Below are 19,457 nucleotides of genomic sequence, written 5' to 3'. Positions count from 1 at the left end.
CGTGCGGACCGTAACATTCTAAGCGGAGTTTTGCGACGGTCACGTAAAAAGATCGCGCAGGCCGAACGAATGGGTTGTGTGGCACGCTGATAGCGCTAACAGTATCCTTATGAGTAACGATTCTCCTTTGTCCGGTATCGGGCTGCGGCTGTTCGCCGTGTTCCTGATGACCGGCATGTCCGCCGTCGTTCACGGCGCGGCAGAAACCGTATCGGTCGGCCAGATTATCTTCTGGCGGTCGTTCATCGCGCTGCTTCCCATATGCGCCTACATGGCGTGGAAGGCCGAATTCCCCAAAGCCATCGGCACGCGCTACCCGCGCCTCCACCTGACGCGCGGGCTGTTCGGGGCGTTCTCGATGGCGCTGTCGTTCATCTCGCTTGCTTATCTGCCGGTCGCTAACGCGCAGGCGCTGGCCTACCTCGCGCCGGTGATCACGCTGCCGATGGCGTCGTGGATGCTGCGGGAAAAGCTGGGGCCGCGGCTGATCGTGGCAGTTGCCTTGGGCTTTGGCGGCGTGGTCGCGATGCTCTGGCAGGCGATGGAAATGCCGGGCGAAGGCGCTGTCATCGGTGCGATGGCGGGGATCGGTTATGCGGTGACGATGGCGTTCGTGCGCGTCCACATCAAGAACATGACCGCAACCGAGCGGCCATCGACCATCGCGTTCTGGTTCGCGGTCGTCTGTTCGGTGGTGGGTCTGCTGACCTTGCCATTCGGCTGGTCAGTGCCGGATACGGGCACTTTGACCCTGCTATGCCTCGCCGGCCTTTTGGGCGGTGCGGGCCATATCGCGGCGGTAGAAGCGCAAGCGCGAGCGCCGGTATCGACGCTCGCACCTTTTGAATTCACGGGCCTGATTTGGGCCTTGGGCTTCGATCTGGTTCTGTTCAACACCGCGCCGGACCACTGGGGTCTGATCGGCGCGGTCCTGATTACCTTGGCCGGTATCGTGGTGTCGCTTCAGCCCTCGGGGAAGAAGCAGGCCGCCTGATGTTCGCCAGCGTCGAGCTTCGGCGTCTCCGCACGGCACTTGTCCTGCGCCTTCCAGCAGCGCGGGGCAAACGCACAACCCGGCGGGACGGCCAGCGGTGAGGGCAACTCGCCCGTCAGCTTGATCCGTTCCTTGCGCAGTTCGGGATCGGCCACCGGCGTCGCGGAGAGCAGAGCCTTCGCGTAGGGGTGGCGCGGGTTGCCGAAGACTTCCTCTTTCGTGCCTTTCTCGACCGCGCGGCCGAGGTACATCACGATCACATCGTCAGCGACGTGCTTCACCACGCTCAGGTCGTGGCTGATGAAGAGGTAGGCGAGGCCCATGCGTTCCTGAATGTCGATCAGCAGGTTCAGAACCGACGACTGGATCGACAGGTCGAGCGCGGAAACGGGCTCGTCGAGGACCAGTACTTTGGGCTCCAGCATCAACGCGCGCGCGATGGCGATACGCTGGCGCTGACCGCCCGAGAACATGTGCGGGTAGCGGTCGAAGTGCTCGGGGCGCAGACCGACGAGACGGATCATCTCGCGGGCTTTTTCCTCGCGGTCCTTTTTGGACATGTCGGGGCGGTTGATGATCAGCGGCTCTATCAGGATCTGCCCGATGCGCTGACGCGGGTTCAGCGAACCGTAGGGATCCTGAAACACGATCTGCACCGACTGGCGCAGCGAGGCCCAGTGCTGGGGCAGAACGTCCTTACCGTCGAGCTTCAGCGAGCCAAGGGTCGGCTCTTCGATCATAGTGACAAGACGCGCGAGGGTCGACTTACCGCAACCGGATTCGCCCACTACGGCCAGCGTTTTGCCGGCGTAGAGTTCGAAGTCGACCTGCTGCACGGCCTTCAGCACTTGCGGCTTGCGGAACAGACCACCACCGACCTCGTAATGACGTGCGAGGTTTTCAGCGGTCATAACGGGGGCTTGGCTCATGACACTTTCCTTTGGTCAGTGTTGAGGGGGTAGTGGCAGCGGGCATAGCCCAGTTCTGGTCCGCGCGGTGCGGGTTCGACAGCACGGCAGTGGTCGTCAGCGAACTGGCAACGCGGGCTGAACAGGCAGCCTTCGGGGCGGTCGAACTGGCCCGGCACGACGCCCGGGATCGTCGGGAGACGCTTTTCCGTCGCACGCTCCGGCAGCGCGTCCAGAAGGGCGGCGGCGTAGGGATGGTGCGGCGTGCGGAACAGGTCGCCCACTTGGCGCTCTTCGATCTTCTGACCGGCGTACTGGACACTCACGCGCTCTGCCGTTTCGGCCACAACGCCCATGTCGTGCGTAATCAGAACGAGGCCCATGCCACTTTCCTCGCGCAGCGAAGTCAGCAGGTCGAGGATCTGCGCCTGAATGGTCACGTCGAGCGCGGTGGTCGGCTCGTCCGCGATCAGCAGTTTAGGACGGCAGGCAATCGCCATCGCGATCATCACGCGCTGGTTCATACCGCCCGACAGTTGGTGCGGGAAGGAGGAGAGGCGCTTTTCTGGGGCAGGGATGCCCACCTGTTCGAACAGCTCGATGGCGCGCTTGTGACGCTCGGCGCGGCCCATCCCAAGGTGAATGCGCAGCGCTTCCTTGATCTGCCAACCCACGGTGAAACAGGGGTTGAGCGAGGACATCGGCTCTTGGAAGATCATCGCGAGGTCTTTGCCCACGATGCGGCGACGTTCGCGCGTGCCCATGTTCAAGAGGTCATGCCCGTCAAAGGTCAGCTCGTCCGCGGTGACTTTCGCGGTCCACGGCAGCAGCCCCATCAGCGCGAGCATCGACACGGATTTACCCGAGCCGGATTCGCCCACGATGGCGAGGATTTCGCCTGCGGCAACGTCCTGATCCACACCGTCCACGGCACGGAACATGCCCGAGGCGGTCTGGAATTCGACGCTGAGGTTACGGATACGAAGGAGGCTCATGGATCAGCTCCTTTTCAGTTTCGGGTCGAGTGCGTCACGAAGACCATCGCCCATCAGGTTGATCGCCAGCACGGTGATGAGGATCGCCACGCCGGGGAAGGTCACGACCCACCATGCGCGCAGGATGAACTCGCGGGCTTCGGCCAGCATGGTGCCCCATTCGGGCGTCGGCGGCTGTGCACCCATGCCAAGGAAGCCGAGCGCGGCGGCGTCGAGGATCGCGGTCGAGAACGACAGCGCGGCCTGAACGATGATCGGCGCAAGGCAGTTCGGCAAAACGGTTTTGAACATCAGGCGCATACGGCCAGCACCGGCAACGCGGGCGGAGGTCACGTAGTCCTTCTGCTTTTCCGACAGCACGGCGGCGCGGGTGAGGCGGACGTAGTGCGGCTGGAGCACGATCGCGATGGCGACCATGGCGTTGATCAGTGACGGCCCGAGGATCGCCACCAGCACGAGCGCCAGCAGCAGTGACGGGAACGCCAGAACGATGTCCATGATGCGCATGATGATGGTGTCGAGCCAGCGCGGCGCGAAACCTGCGATCAGACCGATGATGATGCCACCGAAGGACGCGATGGTCACAACGACCACACCAACGAAGAACGAATAACGCGCGCCTTCGATCAGACGCGAGAGCATGTCACGACCCAGCGGGTCGGTGCCCAGCGGGAAGTCCCACGAACCACCTTCGCTCCATGCCGGCGGCTGGAGGATGTGGTCGCGGAATTGCTGCGTGGAGTCGTAAGGGGCGATAATCGGCGAGAGCGCCGCGACGAGCAGGAAAAAGCCGAAGACGTAGAGGCCGATGACAGCCCCGCGGTTTTCGCGGAAATAGTACCAGAACTCGCGGAGGGCGCTCGGGCGCTTGGGTGCGCTTTGTGCTGTATCAGTCATCAGCGTTTCCGGATCTTGGGGTTGATGATGCCATAGAGGACATCGACAGTCAGGTTCACGACCATCACCATCACGGCGATGAGCAGCAGGCCGCCCTGAACGACGGGGTAGTCGCGGCGGAAGATGCTATCGACCATCCACTTGCCGATACCCGGCCAGCTAAAGATGGTCTCGGTCAGGATCGCACCGGCGAGCAGCGTACCGACCGACAGGCCGATCACGGTGATCACGGGGATCAGCGCGTTACGCAGCGCGTGGATCGCGTTGACGCGGCGGGGCGACATGCCCTTGGCGCGGGCGGTGCGGATGTAATCCTCGCCCAGCACTTCGAGCATCGCTGAACGGGTCTGACGCGCGATCACCGCGAGCGGGATGGTGCCCAGCACGATGGTCGGCAATATCAGGTGGCGAATGGCGGACGACAGCGCGCCGCTCTGGCCGGACGCGATGGCGTCCCAGATCATGAAGCCCGTGGCGTTCGGGAAATAGTATTGCAGCCCGATGCGGCCCGATACAGGCGTCCATTGCAGGTTGCCCGAGAACACGATGATCAGGAGCAGTGCCCACCAGAAAATCGGCATCGAGTAGCCCACGAGGGCGGTCGACATCAGCGCACGGTCGAAGAACTTGCCGCGGTTCACAGCGGCGATCACGCCTGCGGGGAGGCCGATCAGGATCGCGAAGATCATCGCGCAGAGCGACAGTTCGAGCGTGGCGGGGAACAGGGTAAAGAACTCGTCCCAGACCGGTTTTTTCGTCACGAAGGATGTCCCAAGGTCACCTTGGAGCACGCCGGTCAGGTAGTCCCAGAACTGGGCCAGCATCGGACGGTCAAAGCCGTATTGCGTGGTCAGTTCGGCATATCGCTCTTCGCTCATCCCGCGTTCGCCCGCCATGACGATAATCGGATCGCCCGGCAGTACGCGGATGAAAGCAAAGGAAATCAGGGTCACGCCGATAAAGGTCGGCACGAATGTGAGCAGACGGGAGGCGAGGTATTTCAGCACGTCGGCACCTTCATGTCTGTGATTTGATTGATCAGTCTTTTCATGGGGTTAACGTGCGGCATTGAAGCTGCCATCCGTCCCTCGCAAATAAGGGAACCGGCGCTGGATAGCGCCGGTTCGGTTGATTTGGAAAACGCTTAGTTGGACAGGCCAACCGCGTTGAAGTAGTGGCCGCCGAGCGGGTCGATGACGTAGCCGTCAACTTCCGGACGCATGGTCATGTAAACGACCGAGTGAGCGATAGTTGCCCACGGAGCCTGCTCTTTGAAGATGGTCTGTGCCTCTTCGTAGATTGCAGCGCGCTCGTCCTGATCGGAAATGGTCTTTGCTTCCTGGATCAGATCGTCGAACGGCTCGTAGCACCACTGGGCGCGGTTCGAACCGCCAACGCCGTCACAGCCGAGAAGAACTGCGAGGAAGTTGTCCGGATCACCGTTGTCGCCGGTCCAGCCGAGCAGAACAGCACCGTCACGGTCCATGTCCTTCGAACGCTCGAGGTACTCACCCCATTCGTACGAAACGATTTCGACGTCGACGCCGATTTCAGCGAAGTCGGCCTGCATCAGTTCGGCCATACGGCGAGCGTTCGGGTTGTACGGACGCTGTACCGGCATTGCCCAGATCTTCAGGTCGAGGTCGGTCACGCCTTCTTCTTCCAGCATGGCCTTTGCGGCTTCCGGATCGTAGGCGTCGTCTTCAACGGCGTCGTTGTAGGACCACATGGTCGGCGGGATCGGGTTCTTAGCGATCTGGCCCGAGCCCTGGAATACGACGTCGATGATGGCCTGCTTGTCGATAGCCATGTTGAGCGCCTTACGGACGTTCGGGTTATCGTAGGGAGCCACGTTGGTGTTGTATGCGAGGTAGCCAACGTTCAGGCCTTCCTGCTGCATGACTTCAACGCCTTCGTCCGACTGCATCGCTTCGACGTCAGCGGGGTTCGGGTAGGCCATGACGTGGCATTCGCCAGCCTGAACCTTCTGGTAGCGAACCGAAGCGTCCGGCGTGATCGCGAAGATCAGAGCTTCGACCTTGGCCGCATCACCCCAGTAGTCGTCATTGCGGACGTAACGGATGACGGCGTCTTTCTGGTAAGCCTGGAAGCTGAACGGACCGGTGCCGATCGGCGCCTGGTTCAGCATTTCCGGCGTGCCGGCTTCCATCATTGCGTCTGCGTATTCTTTCGAAACGATCGACGCGAAGTCCATTGCCATGTTCGCCATGAACGGCGCTTCCGGACGGGTCAGGTGGAAGACGACGGTGTAGTCGTCGACCTTTTCGATCGACTCGATCAGGTCGGGCATCGACATGGCCGAGTAGTATTCCCACGAACCGCCCGAAACGCCGTTGTACGGGTTGTCCGGGTTGCCCTGACGGTCGAACGAGAAGATCACGTCGTCAGCGTTGAAATCGCGGGTCGGTGTGAACTGGTCGTTCGAGTGGAACTTGACGCCTTCACGCAGGTGGAAGGTCACGGACAGGCCGTCTTCCGACACTTCGTAGCTTTCGGCCAGAGCCGGGTTCACTTCGGTGGTGCCGACTTCGAATTCGACCAGACGGTTGTAGATCGGCTTCGACGAGGCGTCGAAAGTGGTGCCCGAGGTGTACAGAGCGGCGTCAAAGCCCTCCGGCGAACCTTCCGAGCAGTAGACCAGAGCTTGAGCCGAAGCTGCGCCGGCGCTCAGCGCCATTGCTGCGGTCATGCCCAGCAGAGTTGTCTTGAATTTCATTTCATCAACCTCCTTGTTGACTTCATGTGTTGCGGCGACGTTGCGCCGAAAATCATCCGTTTTAAGCGGAATCTTAGTTGCCCGCGCCCACAATCTGGGGGCGGTTCGAGGGTGGCACCTTGCGGGTGCCGCTTGCGTTCAGGACAGTTAAGCGTCCCGACCACAAAATCTTGGCTTCGTTGTCCGACGGGTTCGCCCACGAATGCGGAACGGTTCCGCTGTAGTGCAGGCTGTCACCGGCGGTCATCGTGAAGGTCTGCCCGTCGAGCGTCTGCTCGATGGTGCCTTCGAGAATGTAGATGATCTCTTCGCCCTCATGCGACACCGTCTCCGACGTGTAGTTGGCCGGCACATGCATGATGTAGCTGGAGATCTCGGACCCCGGATAGTCGTTGCTCAGGGCCTCGTAGGTGATCGACGATCCCGCGATGGAGAACTTTTCGCGGCCAGAGGCGCGGCTGAGCGCATCGGCGGGTTTCGTGGATTTGACGAAGTAGTCGATGGACACGTCGAGCGCATCCGCGAGCTGCGCCAGCGTACCCAGCGAAGGCACCGCCATGTCGCGTTCGATCAGGCTCAGATAACCGGCGGATACACCCGCACGGTCCGAAAGGACCTTGAGAGTGAGTTCCATCTGTTTGCGGCGCTTGCGGAGCAGGCCGCCGAGCGCGAGTGCAGGATTGGCAGGTGTGGGTGAGCTCATCAGGTCCGATTGAGTAAACAAATTTTACTGTCACCAAAATTGTCACATAGATTTAACCAAGCAGTCAACCTGATGTGTAGAAATGTTTCAACCTTCCGTGTCGTCAAACAAAAAAGCCGCCCGTTTAGGCGGCTTTTTCGAGAATTTCATCGCAGGAAATACTACCGGACGAGGAACACCGGTACTTTGCAGGCGCGAACCATTTCTGTGGTATGCGAGCCGAGGAACAACGAGCGCACGCGCGAGTGGCTGTAGGCGCCCATGACCAAGAGGTCGTATCCCTCTTTCGCAGTCATTTCAGACAGAACGTCCGAGGCGCTGCCGTCGCGGTAGTCGATCTGCGCGTCATAGCCACCAGCGGCCAGCGTTGCCTTCGCGCGTTCCAGCGCGGTGTCCATTTCGGACGACTGTTTGCCGACATGGACGAGGTGCACTTCCTGACCGGCGAAGGCGCTGTTGCGCGCAAACATATCGACAGCCTTGAGCGCATTCGCACCGTTGTCGAACGCGATCAGCACTTTCTGAATCGGCTTGAACGCACGGTTGGCAACGAACACCGGCTTGTGGCTGGCGCGTACGACACGTTCCAGATTCGAACCGAGGTGGTCGGAGGCCAGACCCGCCGCTTCGCCGCGCTTGCCGATGATGATGATGTCGCCCTGGTCTTCTTTCGCGGTCAGCGTGTCGAGCAGATCGCCCTGACGCAGACGGGTCGACACCTCGACGCCGCTTTCGCGGATGATGTTCGCCGCGTCCTCAAGGATCGCGCGGCCAACCTCGTGCGCGAGCTTGCTGCGCTCGGCGTCCAGTTGCGACAACTGGTCGAGCAGGGCAGTGCGGGCACCGAGGCGGATCGCGCCGCTGAGGTCCGACTGGGCCACAGCCTCGCGGCGGCCCATGACGTGATAGACTTTGACGTCGGCGCCCGAACGGCCCGCAATCCAGCCCGCGTGGCGGCAGACGCTCTCCGCGTATTCGGACCCGTCGACAAAAGCGATAAGTGTTGTGCTCATTGTATCCTCCGTCAGTGGCCCAGCATTTCGTCCATAGCACCCGGTTTATCGTGAACCGCGAGGCGGTCGACGATGGTTTCCGAGGCTTTATTCAGGCCGACGATGTCGACCTCTGCGCCTTCACGACGGAATTTGAGCACGACCATGTCCAGCGCGGCAACAGAGGAAATGTCCCAGATGTGCGCGCGGCTGACGTCGATGGTGACTTTCTCGGGCGCTTCGTGGAAGTCGAACGACTTCGAGAAATCTTCCGACGAGGCAAAGAACAGCTGACCATAGACGCGGTAGGTGCGGTGGGTGCCGTCTGCGGTGATCTCGGTCTCGACCTTGAACAGCTGCGCGATCTTCCACGCAAAGAAGATGCCCGACAGCAGCACGCCGACGAGCACGCCGATGGCGAGGTTGTGCGTGTAGATCACGAAGAACACGGTCGCGAGCATGACGATCGACGACGATTTGGGGTGGGTGCGAAGCTGCTTGATCGACGACCACGAGAAGGTGCCGATGGACACCATGATCATGATGGCAACCAGCGCAGGCATCGGGATGATGCCGACGACATCACCCAGCGCCACGCAGAGGATCAGCAGGTAGATACCGGCCGCAAAGGTCGACAGACGGCCACGGCCACCCGATTTGACGTTGATGATCGACTGACCGATCATTGCGCAACCGGCCATACCGCCGATGAAACCGGTGCCGATGTTGGCAAGGCCCTGACCAACGCACTCCTGATTGCGGTCCGAAGAGGTGTCGGTCAGATCGTCAACGATCTGCTGGGTCATCAGGCTTTCGAGAAGGCCGACAACAGCAACCGCAGCAGCATAGGGGAAGATGATCGACAGCGTCTCGAGGTTCAGCGGCATCTGCGGGATCAGGAACACGGGCAGGGTGTCGGGCAGCTCGCCCATTTCGCCGACCGTGTTCACGTCCCAGCCCATGACGACCACGATGATGGTCATGACGATGATATTGACCAGCGGCGACGGCACGATCGTGGTGAAGCGCGGCAGGATGTAGATGATTGCCAGACCGAACGCCACGAGCGGGAAGGTCAGGAACGGCACGGTGTTCGGATCAAGCTGCGGCAGCTGCGCCATGAAGATCAGGATCGCGAGCGCGTTCACAAATCCTGTCATTACCGATTTGGACACGAACCGCATCACATAGCCGAGCCGCAAGAGACCCGCGCCAATTTGCAGGATACCCGCGAGGATCGTGGTGGCAAAGAGGTACTCGAGGCCATGATCGCGCACCAGTGTCACCAGAAGAACCGCCACCGCAGCGGTCGCCGCAGAGATCATTGCCGGACGGCCACCAGTAATTGCAGTGATGACCGCAATCGAGAACGACGCATAAAGGCCGATCTTGGGGTCGACGCCTGCGATGATGGAAAACGCGATGGCTTCAGGAATGAGAGCGAGCGCAACGACGAGGCCGGAAATGAGGTCGGCCCGGATGTTGTGCGTCCACTGGTGACGGTATTGAGAGAGGGTGATCATGCGCAGCTCACTGTCCTTGGCCGCATGTTCTACGACCATTTTCTTTAGATTTGGTTTCGTTCGGCTGGTCGGCATTTGAAAGGCGCCGAGCCCTTGTTTGCTTTGGCGCAACATACGCAAGGAGCCTGCGGGTGCAATGCGCGATGCAGCTTTCATGAGCGATGGTGCATCTATGCGGCAGTCGTCATGCTTAAAGAGAGTGCAGTGACCTGCGTACAATTTGAGCGTGCGTTCTTATTCTGCGATGCGGCAGAGTTCGCCGATAGTGAGAATCGATTCGCGTTAGGGTGAGTGACCTTGGGTAAGGAATACTGGTAGTTTCCGCTAACGTAAGTTTTTCTGCGGCTGCAAAATTGGGCGGAAACGATCCCCTAAAATCGCAAAATGGGCGGCATTCTTCCCAATATTGCCTAAAAATTTACCTTTTGGTGTGATCATGATTGATGCGAAAGGATTAACGGGGTAGCGAAGGGATAGATCGGTTGAATACAGCTTACGAGACAGCTCGCCAGCCTCAATGCAATTACCCAGGTCTCGGCAAATTTCACGAGTGCGATCCAGTTCCGGAGAATTTCTATGACTGATATTTCGAATTTTGACAGTGCAGCGAAGAATAGTCAGGCACTGCCGGCGGTACGTACTTCCATCTATGCTACATTCGGCAAACGTGTGTTTGACCTTTTCATCGTGTTGATCAGTGCGCCGATCTTGGTGCCGGTCATCGCGGTGCTCTGGTTTGTCGTCCGCCGTGATGGCGGTTCGGGTTTCTTCAGTCATAAACGTGTCGGCAAGGATGGCCGCGAGTTCCCGTGCCACAAGATCCGCACCATGGTTGTCGATGCTGAAGCGCAACTCGAGACTTATCTGGCAGCTCACCCGGAAGAGCGTGAAGTCTGGAACCGTGAATTCAAACTGAAAAACGATCCTCGCATCACTCCAATCGGACGCGTGCTTCGTGCGACTAGCCTTGATGAACTGCCTCAGTTCTTCAATGTGCTACGCGGTGAAATGTCGTTCGTTGGCCCTCGTCCTGTGCCGCGTAAAGAGCTGGCGATGTACGGTACGCAGGTTGGCTATTATGAGGCTGTGCGCCCTGGCGTAACTGGTCTTTGGCAGGTTTCGGGTCGTAACGACATTTCCTACGACGAGCGCATCGAGCTTGATCGTCTGTATGCCCAAACTCATTCGTTCAAAAATGACGTCGTCATTCTGGCGCGTACTTTCAAAGCTGTACTTGGTAAGACCGGTTACTAAGATTATCTGCAATTTGCAGTGAAGAAGCCGGGCGATTGCCCGGCTTTTCTCGTTATGGCGTGTAGTTGAGGACGGGCGCCAGCCAGCGTTCGGCGCCTTCCTTGGTCATCCCTTTGCGCGCGGCGTAGTCGGCGACCTGATCGGCCTCGACCTTGCCAACACCGAAGTAGTAGCTTTCGGGGTTGCCGATATAGAGGCCGCTGACCGACGCGGCAGGCCACATGGCGTAGCTTTCGGTAAGGGTCACGCCAGTTGCATTTTCAGCGTCCAGCAAATCCCACAGCGTTGCCTTTTCCGTATGGTCGGGCTGCGCGGGATAACCAGGGGCAGGGCGGATGCCTGCGTAGGGCTCGCGGATCAGGTCTTCGGGCGCGTAATCTTCAGTCGCGTAAGCCCAGAGTTCGGTGCGGACGTATTCGTGTAGGCGCTCGGCGAAGGCCTCGGCAAAACGGTCGGCGAGGGCTTTGACCATGATCGACGAATAATTGTCGTTGGCCGCGTCGAACTTTGCCGCGATGTCGTCCTCTTCGGGGCCGGCGGTCACGCAGAACGCACCCACATAATCGCCATCGGGTGCGACGAAATCCGCCAGCGCGACATTCGGGCGGCCGTCGCGTTTCGCGGTTTGCTGGCGGAGGGTATGGAGGACGGCGCGATCGGACCCGTCCTCGGCAAACAGTTTGATGTCATCGCCATCCGCCTGCGCGGGCCAGAAGCCGACGACCGCCTTGGGTTTGAACCACTGCTCGTCGATGATCTTCCGGAGCATCGCCTGCGCGTCGGCAAAGAGGCTGCGGGCCGCCTCACCGCGTTCGGGATGGTCGAGCACCGCCGGGTACTGGCCCTTGATCTCCCACGTCTGGAAGAACGGGGTCCAGTCGATGTAGCGGGCCAGTTCCGCCAGCGACCAGTTGTCGAACACGCGGGTGCCGAGGAACGATGGCTGCTTTGCCTCGTATTTTGACCAATTCAGTTTTAGCGCGTTGTCGCGGGCCTGCTGTAGGGTAATCCGGCTCTTACCGCGCTCGCCGCGGGCGTGACGTTCTGCGATATCGGCGTAATCGGCGCGGGTGTCGGCCTTTACCTTTTCAGCGTTGCTGCCGAGGAGCGACGAGACCACGCCCACCGCGCGGGACGCGTCGGTCACGTACATCGCCTGACCGGCCACGTACTTGGGCGCGATTTTCACTGCCGTATGGACTTTAGACGTGGTCGCGCCGCCGATAAGCAGCGGCAGGTCCATGCCCGCGCGCTCCATCTCTGCCGCGACGTGGACCATTTCGTCCAGCGACGGCGTGATGAGGCCGGATAGGCCGATGATGTCTACGTTCTCGGCCTTGGCCGTCTCGAGGATTTTCGATGTCGGGACCATGACGCCGAGGTCGATGATTTCGTAGTTGTTACAGGCCAGTACCACGCCGACGATGTTCTTGCCGATGTCGTGGACGTCGCCCTTCACCGTGGCCATCAGGATTTTGCCGGCCGCCTTGGCTGATCCGTCCTTTTCCGCCTCGATATAAGGGGTCAGCACGGCGACGGCCTGCTTCATCACGCGAGCGGATTTGACGACCTGCGGCAGGAACATTTTGCCCGAGCCGAACAGATCGCCGACCACATTCATGCCGTCCATCAGCGGTCCTTCGATCACGTCGAGCGGGCGGGTGGCACGTTGGCGGGCTTCCTCGGTGTCGCCTTCGATGAATTCGGTGATTCCGTTGACCAGCGCGTGCTCCAGCCTTTTTTCAACGGGCAGTTCGCGCCACGACATGTCCTTTTCCTTGGCCTGCGCACCGCCTTGCCCGCGATATTTCTCGGCCAGTTCCAGCATCCGCTCGGTCGCGTCGGAGCGGCGGTTGAGCACCACGTCTTCGCAATGCTCGCGCAGTTCGGGGTCGATCTCGGAATAAACGGCGAGTTGGCCCGCGTTCACGATGCCCATGTCCATGCCGTTCTGGATCGCGTGGTAGAGGAACACGGCGTGCATCGCCTCGCGCACGGCCTCGTTGCCGCGGAAGCTGAACGACAGGTTCGACACGCCGCCCGAAATATGGACGTGCGGGCAGGTTTCGGTGATGCGCTTGGTCGCGTTGATGAAGTCGACGCCGTAGTTGTCGTGTTCCTCGATGCCCGTGGCGACGGCAAAGACGTTGGGGTCGAAGATGATGTCTTCGGGCGCGAATCCGACCTCTTCGGTCAGCAGTTTGTAGGCGCGCTGACAAATCGCGACCTTGCGGTCTTCGGTGTCCGCCTGTCCGTCCTCGTCAAAGGCCATGACCACGATCGCAGCGCCATAGCGGCGGCAGAGGTGGGCGTGGTGGAGGAACTGCTCCTCACCTTCTTTCAGCGAGATCGAGTTGACGATCGCCTTGCCCTGAATGCACTTCAGACCGGCCTCGATGATGTCCCATTTCGAGCTGTCGACCATGATCGGCACGCGGGCGATGTCGGGTTCTGCCGCGATAAGGTTGAGGTAATCGATCATCGCCTGCTGACTATCGATCAGACCCTCATCCATATTGATATCAATGACTTGCGCGCCGTTCTCAACCTGCTGTCGGGCGACGTCGAGCGCGACGCTATAGTCCTTGTTCGTGATCAGTTTGCGGAACTTGGCGGAGCCGGTGACGTTCGTGCGCTCGCCGACGTTGACGAACGGAATGTCCTTGGTCAGCGTGAAGGGTTCCAGCCCCGACAGGCGCATTAGAGGCGCGACGTCGGGAATGGTGCGCGGCGTGTGGCCTTTGACAACCTCGGCAATGGCGCGGATGTGTTCGTAGGTGGACCCGCAGCAGCCGCCTACAACGTTCAGCAGGCCCTCTTTCGCGAAGCCTTCGATCTGCGCAGCCATTTGCGCGGGCGTCTCGTCGTACTCGCCGAACTCGTTCGGCAGGCCCGCGTTCGGGTAGGCGCAGACGTAGGTGTCCGCGACGCCGGAGATTTCGGCGAGGTGTTCGCGCATCGCATTGGCACCCAGCGCGCAATTCAGGCCGATGGTGAAGGGGCGCGCGTGGCGCACGGAGTGCCAGAACGCGGTTGGCGTCTGACCTGAAAGGGTGCGGCCCGACAGGTCGGTGATGGTGCCCGAGATCATGACGGGCAGGATGGTGCCGGTTTCCTCGAACACTTCCTCCGCGGCAAAGATCGCGGCCTTGGCGTTGAGCGTGTCGAAGATTGTTTCGATCAGGATGATGTCCGCACCGCCGCTGATCAGCGCGCGGATCTGCTGGGCGTAAGCGATGCGCAAATCGTCGAAGGAAACAGCGCGGTAGCCGGGGTTATTGACGTCGGGGCTGATGCTCGCCGTGCGGTTGGTCGGGCCGACGGCACCGGCAACAAAACGGCGGCGACCATCTTGAGCTTCGGCGCGGTCCATAGCCCTGCGGGCCAGACGCGCACCCTCGGTGTTCAGCGCGTCGACCTTGTCCTGCAGGGCGTAGTCCTCCTGCGCGATGGTGGTGGAGGAGAACGTATTCGTCTCCACAATATCCGCGCCCGCCATCGCGTATTGATAGTGGATTTCCTCGATCACATCGGGGCGCGTCAGGTTCAGCAGGTCGTTGTTGCCCTGCTGCGGCTGGTCGGAGTGGATGTGACACGCGCAACCGCTGCCGTGACCTGTGAAATCGCCTTCTTGCAGGCCGAGTTTCTGGATCTGCGTACCCATCGCGCCATCGAGCACGAGGATGCGGTCCTTCGCGGCGGCTTCGAGGGCGGCAAATACGGGGGAACGGACGGGTTGCGGCATAACAGTCTCCTTCAAGCGGAGGGCTATACGCGGGTCAGTTCAATTAGTGAAATTCAAGTCCATCAAGATGATTATGAAATTGGCTCACACTCCGCGAGCTTTCTCCCAAACCTCGAACTCGGCCGGTTTCTTGCGGCGCAGCTTCTCTTCGACACGCGGGGACAGCGTCAACTCCATCGGTGGAGAGACGTTCAGCGTTTTGGTCTCCAATTTCACGTCCAGCCGTTCTTCAAAGAAACGGTAAAGCGGTTCCTGCGCCTCGTAGCGGAACAGGTGATCGCAATCGACGGACCCTTCGCCATCGCCGACGAACTTCGCCTGCGACCCGACACCGGCAAAGGGCTCGGGCTTGCCGCGACAGTATTCTTCTACAAACTCATCAAACGTCTTCCCCCGCGTGCTGTTCTGATGACCGACCAGATCGTCGCGGTGACGGTACCTGTACCACGACCCCAGCCAGCTTACGGGATGGCGTACCACGGCGAGGGTTTCCAATTCGTTATCGCCCGCTTTCTGCAAAAGTGGCAGAACGAAGCGTTTGTAGCGGTATATAGGAGTGTGCTTCAGGATCGGCGGATCGCGGAAAACCGCCGCCGCTTTGGGCGCCAACGCACCTTCGAGCGCGGTCGTTCCGGTCTTGGGAACAGCGAGGAACACGAGTTTTTCGCGCCAGAAGACAAGCATTTAGCGTCCGATCACCTGTATGTCGTTGGCTGTAAACTACCTTTTAACGAATAGGGTGCAATAACCTGTTCCACATAAAGCTTGAAATGTTCTCTTTTTGTGCTCATATTGCGTGAGAACAAGAGGCGAACATAAAGTCATTGCCGCCCGGCAGCGGGTGTGGGATAAGGAGCCAAACATGGCAACGGCAGACATACTGAGCATGAACGACAAGCGCACCGCCGATAAGCAAAAGGCACTGGATTCAGCACTGGCCCAGATCGAACGCCAGTTCGGCAAAGGCTCGATTATGAAACTGGGCAAGGACAGCCCTGTTCAGGAAATCGAAGCGACCTCGACAGGCTCGCTGGGCCTCGATATCGCTCTGGGCATCGGCGGCCTGCCAAAGGGCCGTATCATCGAAATTTTCGGGCCGGAATCGTCGGGTAAAACCACGCTGACCCTGCACGCTGTTGCGGAAGAGCAGAAAAAAGGCGGCGTTTGCGCATTCGTTGACGCCGAGCATGCACTTGATCCGCAGTACGCGAAAAAGCTGGGCGTTGACCTGGACGAGCTGCTGATCTCGCAGCCGGACACCGGTGAACAGGCGCTCGAAATCGTCGATACGCTGGTCCGTTCGGGCGCTGTGTCGCTCGTTGTGGTCGACTCAGTTGCCGCACTGACGCCGAAGTCGGAACTCGAAGGCGATATGGGCGACAGCAGCGTCGGCGTTCACGCCCGTCTGATGAGCCAGGCTATGCGCAAACTCACTGGTTCGATCTCACGTTCGAACTGCATGGTGATCTTCATCAACCAGATCCGGATGAAGATCGGCGTGATGTTCGGTTCGCCGGAAACCACCACTGGCGGTAACGCGCTGAAGTTCTACGCTTCGGTCCGCCTCGATATCCGCCGCATCGGTTCGGTGAAGGACCGCGACGAGGTCGTTGGCAACACTACCCGCGTGAAGGTGGTGAAAAACAAGGTCGCGCCGCCGTTCAAGCAGGTGGAATTCGACATCATGTATGGCGAAGGTATCTCCAAAACGGGCGAGCTGCTCGACCTTGGCGTCAAGGCCGGCGTCGTCGATAAGTCCGGTTCGTGGTTCAGCTACGGCGACGAGCGGATCGGGCAGGGTCGCGAGAACTCCAAGCAGTTCCTGCGCGATAACCAGCACATCGCGATGGAGATCGAAGACAAGATCCGCGCGGCACATGGCCTCGACTTCGATGCGTCCGATAGTGACGGTTCGGACGACGATCTGGTCGAAATGTGATCGACAATATTCGAATGAAAGGCCGGGCAATCGCCCGGCCTTTTGCATTTGGCTTTACGATGGGACCAGAGGCAGCTATTCCACTCAAAACGCTTAAATTGATGGACCGCCATGACGAGCCTTGCCGATATCCGCTCCACATTTCTGAACTTTTTCGAGCGCAACGGGCACACCATTGTTCCGTCGTCGCCGCTGGTTCCGCGCAACGACCCGACCCTGATGTTCGTGAACTCGGGTATGGTGCAGTTCAAGAACTGCTTCACCGGCGTCGAAAAGCGCGATTACACCCGCGCCACCACCGCGCAGAAATGTGTTCGCGCGGGCGGTAAGCACAACGACCTCGACAACGTGGGTTACACTGCGCGTCACCACACGTTCTTTGAAATGCTCGGCAACTTCTCGTTCGGCGACTATTTCAAGGAAGGCGCGATCAACTACGCTTGGGAACTGCTGACCAAGGACTTCGACATCCCGAAGGACAAGCTACTGGTCACCGTTTACCACACCGATGACGAAGCGTTCGACCTTTGGAAAAAGATCACCGGTTTCGAAGATCACCGTATCATCCGCATCCCGACCATGGACAACTTCTGGCAGATGGGCCCGACCGGCCCCTGCGGTCCGTGCACTGAGATTTTCTTTGACCACGGTGAACACATCGCTGGTGGCCCTCCGGGCTCGCCGGATGAAGACGGCGACCGTTTCATCGAAATCTGGAACAACGTTTTCATGCAGAACGAGCAGTTCGAGGACGGCTCGATGGTCGAACTCGACATGCAGTCGATCGACACCGGCATGGGGCTGGAACGCATCGGCGCGCTGCTTCAGGGCAAGCACGACAACTACGATACCGACCTGATGCGCGCCCTGATCGAGGCTTCCGCGAATGCGACCTCGACCGACGCTGACGGCGCGAAAAACGTGCATCACCGCGTGATCGCCGACCACCTGCGTTCGACCTCGTTCCTGATCGCCGATGGCGTGATGCCGTCAAACGAAGGCCGCGGTTACGTTCTGCGCCGCATCATGCGCCGCGCGATGCGCCACGCTCACCTGCTCGGTGCGCAGGATCCGGTCATGTACCGACTGGTCCCCGAACTGGTGAAGCAGATGGGCGCCGCCTATCCGGAACTGGTTCTGGCGCAACCGATGATTCAGGAAACGCTGGAGGCGGAAGAAACCCGCTTCAAGCAGACCCTCGACCGCGGTTTGAAGCTGCTCGACGAAGAGCTCACCGGCCTGCCAGCAGACGCCAACTTGCCGGGCGAAACCGCGTTCAAACTCTACGACACCTACGGCTTCCCGCTCGATCTGACGCAGGACGCGCTGCGCGAAAAGGGCCGCGCTGTGGATGTGAGCGGCTTTGACGCCGCAATGGCTGAACAGAAGGCCAAGGCCCGCGCGGCTTGGGCCGGTTCGGGCGAGACCGCGAATTCGCAGGTCTGGTTCGAAATCGCCGAAGAGCACGGCACGACCGAATTCCTCGGCTACGATTCCGAGGCCGCTGAAGGCCAGATCCTGACCGTCCTTAAGGATGGCGAGGTCGCAACCGAAGCCAAAGCTGGCGACACCGTCCAGATCGTCGTGAACCAGACCCCGTTCTATGCGGAATCGGGTGGTCAGGTCGGCGACTCCGGCACGATCACCACCGACTCCGGCTCGGCAAAGATCACGGACACCAAGAAGGCCGCAGGCGTCTTCATCCACTTCGCCGAGGTGACCGAAGGCACCGTGGGCAAAGGGCAGGCGGCACGCCTGAACGTCGACAGCACGCGCCGCGGTTTCATCCGCGCGAACCACTCGGCCACGCACCTGCTGAACGAGGCATTGCGCGAGGTTCTCGGCGATCATATCGCTCAGCGAGGCTCGCTCAACGCGCCCGACCGTCTGCGTTTCGACTTCAGCCATAACAAGGCGATGTCGGGCGACGAGATCGCCAAGGTCGAAAGCGAAGTCAACGCGATGATCCGCCAGAACACCAAGGTGGAAACCCGCATTATGACGCCGGACGAGGCCCGCGGCCTCGGCGCGCAGGCGCTCTTTGGTGAGAAGTACGGCGACGAGGTTCGCGTTGTGTCGATGGGCCGCAAGGCGAAATCGGGCAAGGGCACCTCGGGCGACGTCTACTCGCTGGAACTCTGCGGCGGCACGCACGTCATCAGCACCGGCGACATCGGCGCGTTCGTGCTGCTGTCCGACGGCGCATCCTCGGCCGGCGTTCGCCGCGTCGAAGCGCTCACCGGTCAGGTCGCGATTGACTACCTCAAAGAGCAGGAAGGCCGCCTCAACGCAGTCGCCGCCGTCCTCAAAGCTCCGGCGAACGAGGCTGCCGACCGCGTCAAGGCGCTGATGGACGAACGCAAGCAGCTTGCCAACGAGGTCGCCCAACTACGCCGCGAACTGGCGATGTCGGGCGGTGCAAAGGCCGAAGAACCTGCCAAGGAAATCAACGGCGTAGCGTTCAAAGCGCAAGTGCTCAGCGGTGTCACCGGCAAGGATCTTCCGGGCATCATCGACGAGATGAAGTCCGGCTTCTCGGGCGTCATCCTCCTGATCGCTGACACCGGCGACAAAGCTGCCGTCGCTTGTGGCGTCACCGATGATGTCAAGGGCAAGGTCTCCGCTGCGGATATCGTGCGCGCTGTCACGCCGGAACTCGGCGGCAAAGGCGGCGGTGGCCGGCCCGACATGGCGCAGGGCGGCGGCGCATCGACCGAAAACGCCGAAGCTGCTATCAAGGCAGCCGAAGCCGTCATCGCAGGAGCCTGAT

At 60.4% G+C, this 19,457-nt stretch carries 14 protein-coding genes; 4 read left to right on the top strand and 10 right to left on the bottom strand.

All coding sequences use genetic code 11. From position 1 onward, the window contains the following. The first annotated feature begins 109 nt into the window (after positions 1–109). Complete coding sequence (locus tag IF204_RS06495) at positions 110–994, top strand: DMT family transporter (RefSeq protein WP_194095570.1); 885 nt, start codon at positions 110–112, stop codon at positions 992–994. Here IF204_RS06495 and IF204_RS06490 read toward each other — a convergent pair. From IF204_RS06490 to IF204_RS06455, 8 genes are all read right to left on the bottom strand, one after another. Continuing rightward, positions 964–1,923, bottom strand: coding sequence for a dipeptide ABC transporter ATP-binding protein (locus IF204_RS06490; protein WP_194095569.1), 960 nt, complete (start codon positions 1,921–1,923; stop codon positions 964–966). The genes IF204_RS06495 and IF204_RS06490 overlap by 31 nt on opposite strands. Continuing rightward, positions 1,920–2,897, bottom strand: coding sequence for an ABC transporter ATP-binding protein (locus tag IF204_RS06485; RefSeq protein WP_167638201.1), 978 nt, complete (start codon positions 2,895–2,897; stop codon positions 1,920–1,922). Before IF204_RS06485 ends, IF204_RS06490 begins: the two co-directional genes overlap by 4 nt. 3 nt (positions 2,898–2,900) lie before the next feature. Next, positions 2,901–3,794 (bottom strand): ABC transporter permease subunit, encoded by an 894-nt coding sequence (locus IF204_RS06480; protein ID WP_194095568.1) that lies wholly within the window; start codon positions 3,792–3,794, stop codon positions 2,901–2,903. Further along, complete coding sequence (locus tag IF204_RS06475; protein WP_194095566.1) at positions 3,794–4,801, bottom strand: ABC transporter permease subunit; 1,008 nt, start codon at positions 4,799–4,801, stop codon at positions 3,794–3,796. The genes IF204_RS06480 and IF204_RS06475 overlap by 1 nt, the downstream gene beginning before the upstream one ends. Positions 4,802–4,938: 137 nt before the next feature. Beyond that, positions 4,939–6,531: an ABC transporter substrate-binding protein gene (locus IF204_RS06470; protein WP_194095564.1), complete on the bottom strand. Its 1,593-nt coding sequence runs from the start codon at positions 6,529–6,531 to the stop codon at positions 4,939–4,941. Between the two features lie 73 nt (positions 6,532–6,604). Continuing rightward, positions 6,605–7,234 (bottom strand): helix-turn-helix domain-containing protein, encoded by a 630-nt coding sequence (locus IF204_RS06465; protein ID WP_194095562.1) that lies wholly within the window; start codon positions 7,232–7,234, stop codon positions 6,605–6,607. A 161-nt stretch (positions 7,235–7,395) separates the two neighbouring features. After that, positions 7,396–8,247 carry a universal stress protein gene (locus tag IF204_RS06460; RefSeq protein ID WP_167638205.1) on the bottom strand — a complete coding sequence of 284 codons (852 nt, stop codon included), beginning with the start codon at positions 8,245–8,247 and terminating at the stop codon, positions 7,396–7,398. An 11-nt stretch (positions 8,248–8,258) separates the two neighbouring features. Further along, positions 8,259–9,749 carry a SulP family inorganic anion transporter gene (locus IF204_RS06455; protein ID WP_194095560.1) on the bottom strand — a complete coding sequence of 497 codons (1,491 nt, stop codon included), beginning with the start codon at positions 9,747–9,749 and terminating at the stop codon, positions 8,259–8,261. A gap of 576 nt (positions 9,750–10,325) precedes the next feature. Between IF204_RS06455 and IF204_RS06450 the strand changes: the two genes are divergently transcribed. Beyond that, complete coding sequence (locus IF204_RS06450) at positions 10,326–11,003, top strand: sugar transferase (protein ID WP_194095558.1); 678 nt, start codon at positions 10,326–10,328, stop codon at positions 11,001–11,003. Positions 11,004–11,055: 52 nt separating this feature from the next. Here IF204_RS06450 and metH read toward each other — a convergent pair whose 3' ends face one another. Both metH and IF204_RS06440 read right to left on the bottom strand, forming a co-directional pair. Continuing rightward, the gene (metH, locus tag IF204_RS06445) at positions 11,056–14,748 is read right to left on the bottom strand and encodes a methionine synthase (RefSeq protein WP_194095556.1); all 3,693 of its coding nucleotides are present in this window, start codon (positions 14,746–14,748) and stop codon (positions 11,056–11,058) included. Between the two features lie 84 nt (positions 14,749–14,832). Then, positions 14,833–15,432, bottom strand: a complete 600-nt coding sequence (locus tag IF204_RS06440) for a gamma-glutamyl kinase (RefSeq protein WP_194095554.1) — start codon at positions 15,430–15,432, stop codon at positions 14,833–14,835. A 178-nt stretch (positions 15,433–15,610) separates the two neighbouring features. Here IF204_RS06440 and recA point away from each other — a divergent pair, with 178 nt between their 5' ends. Together recA and alaS are read left to right on the top strand one after the other, a co-directional pair. Then, positions 15,611–16,687 carry a recombinase RecA gene (recA, locus tag IF204_RS06435; protein WP_194095552.1) on the top strand — a complete coding sequence of 359 codons (1,077 nt, stop codon included), beginning with the start codon at positions 15,611–15,613 and terminating at the stop codon, positions 16,685–16,687. A gap of 111 nt (positions 16,688–16,798) precedes the next feature. Beyond that, entirely contained in the window at positions 16,799–19,456 is a 2,658-nt protein-coding gene (alaS, locus tag IF204_RS06430) for an alanine--tRNA ligase (RefSeq protein WP_194095550.1), read from the top strand. Position 19,457 lies beyond the last annotated feature (1 nt).

The sequence above is a fragment of the Marivivens aquimaris genome, assembly GCF_015220045.1.
GTDB classification, from domain to species: domain Bacteria; phylum Pseudomonadota; class Alphaproteobacteria; order Rhodobacterales; family Rhodobacteraceae; genus Marivivens; species Marivivens aquimaris.
This window is presented reverse-complemented; position numbering and strand designations above follow the sequence as displayed.

Bases quoted from the DNA above. Each gene is read 5' to 3' on its own strand.
- IF204_RS06495 (WP_194095570.1), top strand. From the start codon at position 110: ATGAGTAACGATTCTCCTTTGTCCGGTATCGGGCTGCGGCTGTTCGCC.
- metH (WP_194095556.1), bottom strand. From the start codon at position 14,748: ATGCCGCAACCCGTCCGTTCCCCCGTATTTGCCGCCCTCGAAGCCGCC.
- IF204_RS06480 (WP_194095568.1), bottom strand. From the start codon at position 3,794: ATGACTGATACAGCACAAAGCGCACCCAAGCGCCCGAGCGCCCTCCGC.
- IF204_RS06450 (WP_194095558.1), top strand. From the start codon at position 10,326: ATGACTGATATTTCGAATTTTGACAGTGCAGCGAAGAATAGTCAGGCA.
- alaS (WP_194095550.1), top strand. From the start codon at position 16,799: ATGACGAGCCTTGCCGATATCCGCTCCACATTTCTGAACTTTTTCGAG.
- IF204_RS06470 (WP_194095564.1), bottom strand. From the start codon at position 6,531: ATGAAATTCAAGACAACTCTGCTGGGCATGACCGCAGCAATGGCGCTG.
- IF204_RS06460 (WP_167638205.1), bottom strand. From the start codon at position 8,247: ATGAGCACAACACTTATCGCTTTTGTCGACGGGTCCGAATACGCGGAG.
- IF204_RS06455 (WP_194095560.1), bottom strand. From the start codon at position 9,749: ATGATCACCCTCTCTCAATACCGTCACCAGTGGACGCACAACATCCGG.
- recA (WP_194095552.1), top strand. From the start codon at position 15,611: ATGGCAACGGCAGACATACTGAGCATGAACGACAAGCGCACCGCCGAT.
- IF204_RS06485 (WP_167638201.1), bottom strand. From the start codon at position 2,897: ATGAGCCTCCTTCGTATCCGTAACCTCAGCGTCGAATTCCAGACCGCC.
- IF204_RS06490 (WP_194095569.1), bottom strand. From the start codon at position 1,923: ATGAGCCAAGCCCCCGTTATGACCGCTGAAAACCTCGCACGTCATTAC.
- IF204_RS06465 (WP_194095562.1), bottom strand. From the start codon at position 7,234: ATGAGCTCACCCACACCTGCCAATCCTGCACTCGCGCTCGGCGGCCTG.
- IF204_RS06440 (WP_194095554.1), bottom strand. From the start codon at position 15,432: ATGCTTGTCTTCTGGCGCGAAAAACTCGTGTTCCTCGCTGTTCCCAAG.